Annotated in this window: 9 protein-coding genes; 7 read left to right on the forward strand and 2 right to left on the reverse strand. The window is 65.0% G+C overall.

Features of this window, described 5'->3' with window-relative positions; genetic code table 11:
- Window positions 1-17 precede the first annotated feature (17 nt).
- The 4 genes from C8N34_RS20170 to C8N34_RS20185 all read left to right on the forward strand — a co-directional run bounded on the left by C8N34_RS20170 (window position 18) and on the right by C8N34_RS20185 (window position 5,531).
- Window positions 18-2,345 (forward strand): glycosyltransferase family 2 protein, encoded by a 2,328-nt coding sequence (locus C8N34_RS20170; RefSeq protein ID WP_108130270.1) that lies wholly within the window; start codon window positions 18-20, stop codon window positions 2,343-2,345.
- An 11-nt stretch (window positions 2,346-2,356) separates the two neighbouring features.
- Complete coding sequence (locus C8N34_RS20175) at window positions 2,357-3,418, forward strand: glycosyltransferase family 2 protein (RefSeq protein ID WP_054303218.1); 1,062 nt, start codon at window positions 2,357-2,359, stop codon at window positions 3,416-3,418.
- Window positions 3,418-4,482, forward strand: coding sequence for a glycosyltransferase family 2 protein (locus C8N34_RS20180; RefSeq protein ID WP_108130271.1), 1,065 nt, complete (start codon window positions 3,418-3,420; stop codon window positions 4,480-4,482). The genes C8N34_RS20175 and C8N34_RS20180 overlap by 1 nt, the downstream gene beginning before the upstream one ends.
- Window positions 4,483-4,580: 98 nt before the next feature.
- The gene (locus tag C8N34_RS20185; protein ID WP_242013857.1) at window positions 4,581-5,531 is read left to right on the forward strand and encodes a phosphoadenosine phosphosulfate reductase; all 951 of its coding nucleotides are present in this window, start codon (window positions 4,581-4,583) and stop codon (window positions 5,529-5,531) included.
- Between the two features lie 15 nt (window positions 5,532-5,546).
- Here the strand turns inward: C8N34_RS20185 and C8N34_RS20190 are convergent, their stop codons facing one another.
- A complete protein-coding gene (locus C8N34_RS20190; protein ID WP_054303220.1) occupies window positions 5,547-5,939 on the reverse strand; it encodes a lysozyme inhibitor LprI family protein in 393 nt (130 codons plus the stop codon).
- Window positions 5,936-6,289, reverse strand: coding sequence for a GFA family protein (locus C8N34_RS20195; RefSeq protein WP_054303221.1), 354 nt, complete (start codon window positions 6,287-6,289; stop codon window positions 5,936-5,938). The genes C8N34_RS20190 and C8N34_RS20195 overlap by 4 nt, the downstream gene beginning before the upstream one ends.
- A gap of 93 nt (window positions 6,290-6,382) precedes the next feature.
- On the opposite strand from C8N34_RS20195, the gene pyrC reads away from it, so the two are divergent.
- The 3 genes from pyrC (at window position 6,383) to C8N34_RS20210 (ending at window position 10,022) form a co-directional block, all read left to right on the forward strand.
- Window positions 6,383-7,423: a dihydroorotase gene (gene pyrC, locus C8N34_RS20200; RefSeq protein WP_108130273.1), complete on the forward strand. Its 1,041-nt coding sequence runs from the start codon at window positions 6,383-6,385 to the stop codon at window positions 7,421-7,423.
- A gap of 133 nt (window positions 7,424-7,556) precedes the next feature.
- Window positions 7,557-8,234, forward strand: a complete 678-nt coding sequence (locus C8N34_RS20205) for an orotate phosphoribosyltransferase (protein WP_108130274.1) — start codon at window positions 7,557-7,559, stop codon at window positions 8,232-8,234.
- Window positions 8,235-8,534: 300 nt separating this feature from the next.
- Window positions 8,535-10,022 carry a replicative DNA helicase gene (locus C8N34_RS20210; protein WP_108130275.1) on the forward strand — a complete coding sequence of 496 codons (1,488 nt, stop codon included), beginning with the start codon at window positions 8,535-8,537 and terminating at the stop codon, window positions 10,020-10,022.
- The last annotated feature ends 23 nt before the right edge of the window (window positions 10,023-10,045 follow it).

The raw sequence follows: 10,045 nt of genomic DNA on the forward strand, positions 1-10,045 counted from the left end.
CGAAGGACAGGCGGCTTATGCCGAAAGACCAGACAGAACCGCGGCCGCTGCGCCGCAGGCGGGCCAAGGGGCCCGGCGCGGTGGTGCTGCGCCGGCAACTGGCCGCGCATGCGACAGGGCTGGAGGGGTTGCCGCTGGTGCTGGATGCCGTCGATCTGGGCGATCATTTCCGCGTCTTTCTGGGCCATGGCACCGATACCGCGCGCGTCCTGCCTGACGGGGCGGAAGGCTGCGCGCTGCCGCTGGAAATCCGGGCGCTGTCGGGATCGGCGCTGATCGCAGCCCGGCGCGATCCGGCGGGCGGCGCCGATCTGGCGCTGACCGGAGGCGACCGGCTTGCCCTGTCCCCTTCCCCGGCGGAGCATGACCTGTTCCGCGACCTGAACACGATCTTCGGTTTCCGGCTGGAGGAAAGCGCCGCGCAACTGGCCGAGGGGCTGATCTATCATCACCGCCATCACGGGCTGCAAGCCGCGCTGATCGTCAACCGGCTGCCCGACGCCGACCCCGAGGGGTTCGCCACGCAATTGCGTGCCGCGCTGGAGGACGTGCCGGTGACAGTGGTGCTGCTTGACTGCCCGGTGCCGCTGGGCAAGCCCGATCTGGGGCCGGAAAACCATTTGTTCCTCACCCCCGATGCGCCGGGCAAGGACCGGATGGAACAGCCCGCGCCGGACCCCTGGCGCAGCCCGCTGGGCGAGGGCATCCTCTACGAGGCCGTCAAATGGCGGTTTCTGGCGGAGGCGCGGGCGGTGCTGACCCTGGATGTGACCGACATCCTTGCCCCTCCGCCCCCCGGCACGCCAACCGCGTTCGAGCTTTGTACCCGGTCGAAGAACGGGGTGATCCTGCTGATCGGGCACCGTATCTACCCGTGGCGGGTGCGCGCGAACCGCGAGGCGCGCTTTGGCGATCACATCTGCCGTCAGTTCGATCAGCGGCGCGGTCTCGCCCGCTGGGGTGTGGCCCCGGCACAGGCCGGGCTGGAGAACAGCTGGCGCATGGTGCGCGTCAGCTATGCCAAGCCGGAAGAAGGCGGCATCGCGCATTTCTGGCGGGCCATGGCCATCCGCGTGCCGGGCGCGCCGTCTGGTGCGCTGGCCCCCAAGACCTCGCTGATAGAGGATGAGGCTTTGCTGGCGCTGGCCGAAGGCCCGCTGGGTCATGTTCCCGTGCGTGCGCCGGTGTCGAAAGCCCGCCCCGCCCCGGCCCGTGCCGTCGAAGGGGGGCGCACCGCCATCGTCACCACGATGAAGAACGAGGGGCCCTTCATTCTGGAATGGCTGGCTTATCACCGTGCCATCGGGGTGGATGATTTCCTGATCTACACCAATGATTGCACCGACGGTACCGATACGATGCTGGAACTGCTGACCGCCAAGGGCATCGTGCAGCACCGTATCAACCCCTATGTGCCGGGGGGCGAGCTGAAGCCGCAACATGCCGCGCTGCAAGCCGCCGAGAAAGAGCCGGTGATGCAGGATTGCGGCTGGGGCATCTGCATGGATGTCGATGAATTCATCGACATCAAGATCGGTGACGGCACGCTGAAAGCGCTGTATCACGCCATGGGCGAAGCCAACATGATCTCGCTCACATGGCGGCTGTTCGGCAATGCCGAGGTGCATCGCTATGAAGACCGCTTTCTGATCGAGCAGTTCGACCGTTGCGCGCCCGAACTGATCCGCAAACCGCATCAGGCCTGGGGCTTCAAGACCCTGTTCCGCAATATCGACATCTACAAGAAGCTGGGCGTCCACCGTCCCAAGGGGCTGAAACCCGATCTGTGGTCCGAAGTGCGCTGGCTGAACGGCTCGGGTCGGCCCATGCCGCACGAGGCCTACCGCAATGCCTGGCGCTCCACCACCGACACCTATGGCTATGACTGGGTGCAGCTGAACCATTATGCCGTGCGCAGCGCCGAAAGCTTTCTGGTCAAGCGCGACCGGGGCCGGGTGAACCATGTCGACCGCGATCAGGGGCTGAACTACTGGTTCCGCATGAACCACAATCTCGACCGCGACACCTCGATCCAGCGGATGATCCCGGCGGCGCGGGCCGAATATGACCGTCTGCTGTCCGACCCCGAGATCCGCGCCGCGCATGATCATTCCGTCGCCTGCCACCGCGAGAAGATCACCGCCCTGATGCAGACGGAAAACTACCGCGCCTTTTACGCCGAACTGACCGGCCCGCGGATGGAGCGGCTCTGCCGCTTGCAGCATCATTTCGGATCGGCCGTCTTTGCTGCCGGACCGGGCGTCATCCCGCCCGACCTGCACGAACGCGACCTGCCCGCCGACTATTTCTTCACCGTGGAACACCACGGCGAAGCCGAGCATTGACAGGAGAGTATATGGGTAACGATGTCTACACGCTCATCACCACGATGAAGAACGAAGGGGCTTTTCTCGTGGAATGGGTGGCGCATCACAAGGTGCTCGGGTTCGACAATCTGGTGATCTGTCACAACGATTGCGAGGACACGACGGCGCAGATGATCAAGCGCCTGTCGAAAATGGGCCTGTGCCAGGGGCATCCCACACGCTACCGGCCCGGCCAGTCGATCCAGCGCCGTGCCCTGCGTCAGGCGCTGCAATATGATGCGGTGAAGACCGCGGACTGGATCTATGTCTGCGACGCGGACGAGTTTCTGGCCTCGCGTATCGGAGACGGCTCTGCCCGCGATCTGGTGGCAGCGGCGACGCCCGAGGTGGAGGCGATCTGTGTGCCCTGGCGGACCTTTGGCACCGGCGGGCAGAAAGAGTTCAGGCCCGGCCGCATCACCCCGCAATTCACGCAGGCCAATGCGACGACCGGACCGAAGGCCATCGAATACGCTTTCCCGAAAACCCTGTTCCGGGGCGATGTGGTGCAGCACATGCGGCGGCTGGGCGTCCACACGCCGGTGGTGAAACACGATCTGGGCCGCGAACTGCGCCGTGAGGTGCCGGGCGGCATCCCGGTCGAGCAGGGCAAGTCGATCCTGCATGTGCAGGCCGATTACTCCAGGGCGCAGGTGAACCATTACCAGTTGCGCTCGATGGACAGTTTTCTGGTCAAATCGGCGCGCGGCAAGGTGAACCACGTCAATGACAAGATGGAATTCGGCTATTGGGTGCGCAATGACACCAACGAGGAAGCCTGCGACCTGATCCGCCGCTATGACGAGGCGGTGGAGAAGTGGATGGCCGATCTGCTGTCCGACCAGCGGCTCAACACGCTGCACAACCGGGCCGTCCGCTGGCACGAAAACAAGATCGCCGAACTGCACGCCGATCCCGACTTCGGCCAGATGATCGGCCGGATCGAAGGCCACCGCGCCCGCATGGCCGCCGGCGATGCGGCAGAGGTCGAGGGCAAGGCCTATGACGGCGACGCCGATGTCGGCGACGAGGACGAGGCTGACGCCGCCTGATGCGCGCGCTGGCCGTCACCTCGGTGAAGAACGAGGGCGCCTTCCTTCTGGAATGGCTCGCCCATCACCGGGCTGTGGGCTTCACCGACTTTCTGGTGTTTTCCAATGATTGCGAGGACGGCACGGATGCGATGCTCGACCGGCTGCACGCGCTGGGCTGGCTGACCCATGTGCGCAATCCCGGCCCCTGGGAGGAAGGCCCGCAATGGGCGGCGCTGAAAGCGGCGGATCGTCACCCGCTGAAGGCGCAGGCGGATTGGGTGATGTTTCTCGATGTCGATGAATTCGTGAACATCCACACGGGTGACCGCACCCTGTCTGCGCTGCTGGCGGCCCTGCCCGAGGCCACTGCGATCCCGCTCACCTGGCGGATGTTCGGCAATTGCGGCGTGATCGGACCGCTGGAGGGCCGGGTCACGGAAAGCTTTACCCACGCGGCACCTGCGGTGCTGCACTGGCCCTGGCGGGCCGCGATGTTCAAGACGCTGTTTCGCAACGACGGAACCTATCGCAAGATGGGGGTGCATCGCCCGCGCGCGCCGGATCGCGAGCGGCTGGCGTCGGCACGCTGGTTTGATGGCGCGGGACGGCCGCTGCCCCCGGCTTTTGCCACCGGGCGGGTCTTTTCCGACTTCGGACAGGACAATTACACCCTCGCGCAACTGAACCACTATGCCCTTGGAAGCATGGCAGATTATCTGGTGAAATGCGACCGGGGCCGCGCCAACCGCGCGGCAGAGCCGTTTGATATGGGCTACTGGATCGAACGGAATTTCTGCGCGGTCGAAGATCGGTCGATCCTTGCCCTCGACAGCCGGGACCTGCGTGACACACTGCTGGGTGATGCCGTGCTGGCCGGTCTTGATGCGCAGGCGCGCGACTGGCGGCGCGGTCGTTTCATCACACTGATGGAACAGGAGCCGTGGCGGGCGCTGTTCGGACGGTTGCTGCTGGCCCCGCCCAGCCGGGTGCTGAGCCGTGCGGAAGCCATGCAGATCCTGCGCCATGCCCGCGCGGCGCCGGAGGTTGCGGGCGGATCTGAAAAACGGTCTGTTTCCACTTAGAGGCGAGATGTCACTTGGCTGCCCACTTGTCTGCCCGCTTTGGCCACGCGAGATTGGCATAATAAGTGGAATGACCTGAATTCTTGTGATTGGACTCCATGGCTATGACAGTGACCGCGACAGACCGCAGTGCCCGTTACGACGCTTCGGCCGCGACCAGTCACGCCGAATGGATGGCGCGTCTGGAGGAAATCACCGAGGAAGAGGGCTATTTCGAACCGCTGGGCACCCGGCATTTCGCCTTCTTCGCCGATGAGGGGCCGACGCTGCTGGTCACGTTCGAGACGCTCGAATCGATCCGCGCGCGTCCCGAGCAGATGCCAGAGGGCTGTCAGGCGGTGGCGCGCAACGGCTGGTCGCATCTTTGTGTCATCGCCGACGGTGACACCTGGTATCGCGACCCGGCGGTCTGGCGCTATTTCGACCGGCTGGTCGACGACGCCTTCTTCGAAGATTTCGACCGCGTGGTGTTCTATGGCGCCGGGATGGGCGGCTATGCGGCCTGCGCCTTCTCGGTCTGTGCCCCCGGCGCAACCGTGCTGACGATCAACCCGCGCGCCACGCTGGACCCGTCCATCGCGCCCTGGGACCGCCGTGACCTGGCGAAGCGGCGGCTCGATTTCACCTCACGCTATGGCTATGCCCCCGACATGATCGAGGGCACCGGCGAGGTTTTCGTCATCCACGATCCGCACAGCCTTGAGGATTCGATGCATGCGGCGCTGTTCACCAAGCCTTTCGTGCAAAAGCTCCGCACGCCCTGGCTTGGGGATCGGGTGCAGGACAGCCTGATCACCACGGGCATCCTGCCCGGCCTGATCGACGCGGCGGGTGAAGGGCGGCTGACTCCGGCCCTGTTCGCCCGCGAATGGCGCAAGCGCCGCGAACACGGGCCGTATCTGAAGGCCCTGCTGCACCAGACCGAAACCCGTGGCCAGACCCGGCGGTCGCTGGCGATCTGCCGGTCAGTCGCAGAGCGGATGAACGCCCCGCGATTCCGGCGGCATGTCGCCACGCTGGAGGCCCGGCTGGCGGACGGGGCGGACTGACCGCCCCGGCGCGGTTCAGAGCGTTTCGGCCAGCGCCCGCAGATCGGCGCTGCGCTGTTCGGTCAGTCGCGCGCGGCAGGAATAGATGACCATTGGCTCCGCCGAGCCGCCGTGCATCGTATAGCCTTCGGCCGCGCAGGCGGCATCGCGAAACTCGATCCAGGCGCGCTGCGCCTGTTTCAGATATTCGGCCGCCCCGCGCTGATCTGCGGGCAGGCCGGCATCCAGCGCCTGCATCCGGGCGCGCGCCTCTTTATAGGCCGCATTCAACTCGGCATCGGCGCGATTCCAGTCCTGTTCCGCGCAATAGGTCATTTCCATCTGGAAGGTCGGATTGGCACAATCGACTTCCTGCGCACTGGCGGGCACCGCCAGCAGCACCAGTAAAGCAGAAAGTTTCATGCTCATACGGCCTTTCCGTCATAGGCATAGGCACGCGCCGCCAGTTCACGCGGGTCCACCCCGTCCAGGCAATTGACGTTCACCGCCACCATTTCCGCCCCGTCCGGGCCCTTGCCGGTCGAAAAGCTCTGGATGCCGCAGGTCTTGCAGAACAGGTGATGGATGACATGCTTGTTGAACTGGTATTCGGCCAGATTGTCACCACCCCGCTCCAGCACGAAATTCGCCGCCGGGGCAAAGACCAGCACTGAGCCCAGTTTCTGACACCGCGAGCAGTTGCAGGTCACCGGCTGGTCAAGGCTCGCCTCGACATGATACCGCACCGCGCCGCACTGGCAGCCCCCTTCGTAACGCATCGCAATCTCCTCATCCGCTGCTGCCCGACTCTAGGCCCGGCGGCGGCCCCGAATCCACTGGAAAATCGGCGCCGCTTGCGGTAGCGCGAAGACATGACCCAGAGCCTCACCCTCCGCCGCCCCGATGACTGGCACCTGCACCTGCGCGATGGCGCGATGCTGCAAGGCGTGCTGCCCGAAACCGCCCGCCATTTCGGCCGCGCGATCATCATGCCGAACCTTGTACCGCCGGTGGTAACCGGCGCGCAGGCCGCCGCCTACCGCGACCGGATCCTCGCCGCGCTGCCCGAAGGAGCCGCGTTCGAGCCGCTGATGACGCTCTACCTCACGGAAGACACCGAGGCCGCCGACGTGCGTGCGGCAGCGGCAAGCGGGCTGGTGAAGGCGGTGAAGCTCTACCCCGCCGGGGCCACCACCAACAGCCATGGCGGCGTGCGCAACTTTGAGAATGTTCGCGCGGTGCTGGAAACCATGGCCGAGATCGGCCTGCCGCTTTGCGTCCATGGCGAGGTGACGACGGCAGAGGTCGACATCTTCGACCGCGAGGCGGTGTTCATCGACACGGTGCTGGACCCGCTGCGCCGTGCAACACCCGGTCTGCGCGTGGTGATGGAACATATCACCACCGAGGAAGGCGTGGCCTATGCCCGCGCGGGCGGCCCTGATCTGGGCGCGACCATCACCACCCATCACCTGATCATCAACCGCAACCACATCCTCGTGGGCGGGATCAAGCCGCATTACTACTGCCTGCCGGTGGCCAAGCGCGAAAAGCATCGGCTGGCGCTGCGCGCGGCAGCTACCAGTGGCGAGGGCTGCTTCTTCCTTGGCACCGACAGCGCGCCGCATGTCGATGCGCTGAAGGAACATGCCTGTGGCTGCGCCGGATGTTTTACGGCGACCAATACCATGTCGATCCTCGCCCATGTGTTCGAGGAAGAGGGTGCGCTGGACCGGCTGGAGGCTTTCACCTCGCGGAACGGCCCGGCCTTCTACCGCCTGCCGGTCAATCCGGGCACGATCCGGCTGGTGAAGCACGAAACCGCCCATGCCTATCCTTCGAAGATCATCACCGAGGCAGGGCCGGTCACGGTCTTCGATCCGGGCTTCCCGCTGTTCTGGGGTGTCGCCTGACGCAAGCCCGACAGGCGCCGGGCCGGGTTCGGCGCCTGTTTCCTGACGGCGCGCAGACCGACCGGCGGTCTTTTCTTTCGGCGCAGGCTCGGCTAAGCCGCAGCCACCCCGCCCTCCCGCCGAAAGGACCGCCATGATCCCCGCCGCCTTCCCCCCGAAAGAAGAAATCGCCCGCCTCACCGCCCGCGCCTTCCTGGAAATCGGCGCGGTGCATTTCAACGCACGCGAGCCTTTCACGCTGGCCTCCGGCCTGCCTTCGCCCACCTATATCGACTGTCGCAAACTGATCTCCTATCCGCGCATCCGGTCGATGCTGATGGATTTCATGGCCGTCACCGTGATGCGCGACGCCGGGTTCGAGGCTTTCGACAATGTGGCGGGTGGTGAAACCGCTGGCATCCCCTTTGCCGCGCTGGTGGCCGAACGTCTGGCGCTGCCGATGACCTATGTGCGGAAGAAGCCCAAGGGCTATGGCCGCAATGCCCGCATCGAGGGCGCGATGACCGAGGGCCAGCGCGTCCTGCTGGTCGAGGATCTGACCACCGATGGCGGATCGAAACTGTCCTTCGTCGATGCGATCCGCGAAACCGGCGCGACATGCGGCTGGACCTCGGTGATCTTCTACTACGGCATCTTCAGGGAAACCGAGGAGCGGCTGGCCGAACATGGCGTAAGGCTGAGCTATCTCTGCACCTGGTGGGACATGCTGGCCGAGGCGCGTGCGCAGGGCAGTTTCGACGCCGAGACGCTGGCCGGGGTGGAGGAGTTCCTCAACGATCCGCGCGCCTGGCAGGAAGCGCGCAAGGGCTGAGCCGCATCGGCGGAACCACGCCGAGGCGGGACCACCGCCTGTGGGCAGATCGGGGATAAAACCGGCGCCGAATCGCGCGGCTTGCGGTTTTTCCGCCCCTCGCACCGCATCATGTGGTAGGATCAGGCTGGCGCCCCACTAGGGGGCGTCGGCGGGCCGAATCCGTCCACAGGCTTATCCCGCCACTTATGCGCCTTGCCCCACGGCCTTCCGACAGGCTATCGCAGGGGCCGGGCGCGGGGACCGGGGCACGCGCCGCACAGAAGAAACGACAGGCCAGAGGGCCGGGGCACGGGGTTCATGAACGAGATCACGGCAGTCAAATCGGCCGAGACCGAAGACACGCTTCCGCACAACATCGAAGCCGAACAACAGCTTCTGGGCGCGATCCTGACCAACAACGATGTCTATGACCGCATCGCCAGTCTGGTGAAATCGGAACATTTCTATGATCCGGTCCATGCCCGCATCTTTGAAATCGCGGCCGCCCGCATCCAGAAGAATGCGCTGGCCTCGCCGGTGACGCTGAAGGCGTTTCTGGAAGATGACGCGGGTCTGAAGGAGTTGGGTGGCCCCGCCTATCTCGTGCGCCTTGCCGGTGCCGCGATCAGCGCCTTTGCCGCACGCGACTATGCGCAGATGATCTATGACCTTGCGGTGCGGCGCGAACTGATCGGTCTGGGCCGCGACATTTCCGCCAAGGCGGCCAAAGTCGATCTGTCCTCGGAACCGCGCGAACAGATCACCGAAGCGGAACAGCGGCTGTACAAGCTGGGCGAACAGGGTGTGGCCGAACGCGGCTTCCAGTCCTTCCTGAAGGCGGTGACCGAGGCGGTCAACAGCGCCAATGCCGCCTATCAGCGCGGCGGCGGTCTGGCGGGCATTTCCACCGGCCTGATCGACCTCGACAAGAAGCTGGGCGGCCTGCATGAAAGCGACCTGATCATCCTCGCCGGGCGCCCCTCGATGGGGAAAACATCGCTTGCCACCAACATCGCCTTCAACGTGGCCAAAGCCTATCGCCGGGGCCGCAAGACCGATGGCCAGGAAGGCGCGGTCGACGGTGGTGTCGTGGGTTTCTTCAGCCTCGAGATGAGCGCCGAGCAGTTGGCTGCGCGGATTCTCTCGGAAGCCTCGGAAGTGCCGTCGGAAAAGATCCGCCGGGGCGACATGGAGGAATTCGAGTTCCGCAAATTCGTCGACGCCGCGAAAGAGCTGGAAGCCTGCCCGCTTTACATCGACGACACACCCGCCCTGCCGATCAGCCAGGTAGCCGCCCGCGCCCGCCGCCTGAAGCGGACACACGGGCTGGATGTTCTGATGATCGACTACCTTCAGCTTCTGAAAGGCTCGTCCAAAGGCTCCGAGGCGAACCGGGTGCAGGAGGTCAGCGAGATCACGCAAGGTCTGAAGGCCATTGCGAAAGAGCTGAACATCCCGGTGATTGCCCTGTCACAGCTTTCGCGTCAGGTGGAAAGCCGCGAGGACAAGCGCCCGCAATTGAGCGACCTGCGCGAATCCGGCTCCATCGAACAGGATGCCGATGTGGTGATGTTCGTGTTCCGCGAGGAATATTATCGTGAACGCGAGAAGCCCGCAGATCACGAGCTTGAGAAGATGGCCGCCTGGCAGGAAATGATGTCGAAATGTCATGGCAAGGCCGAGGTCATCATCGGCAAGCAGCGTCACGGGCCGATCGGCACGGTGGAACTGAGTTTCGAGGGCCGTTTTACCCGCTTCGGCAATCTGGAGAAGCACTGGGAGCCGCGTGGCGACGAGGGGTTCTGAGGCTCAGGCCCGCCGCCTTGCGC

Origin of the sequence: Gemmobacter caeni (assembly GCF_003054195.1) — a bacterium.
In the GTDB taxonomy this organism is placed as follows: Bacteria; Pseudomonadota; Alphaproteobacteria; order Rhodobacterales; family Rhodobacteraceae; genus Gemmobacter; species Gemmobacter caeni.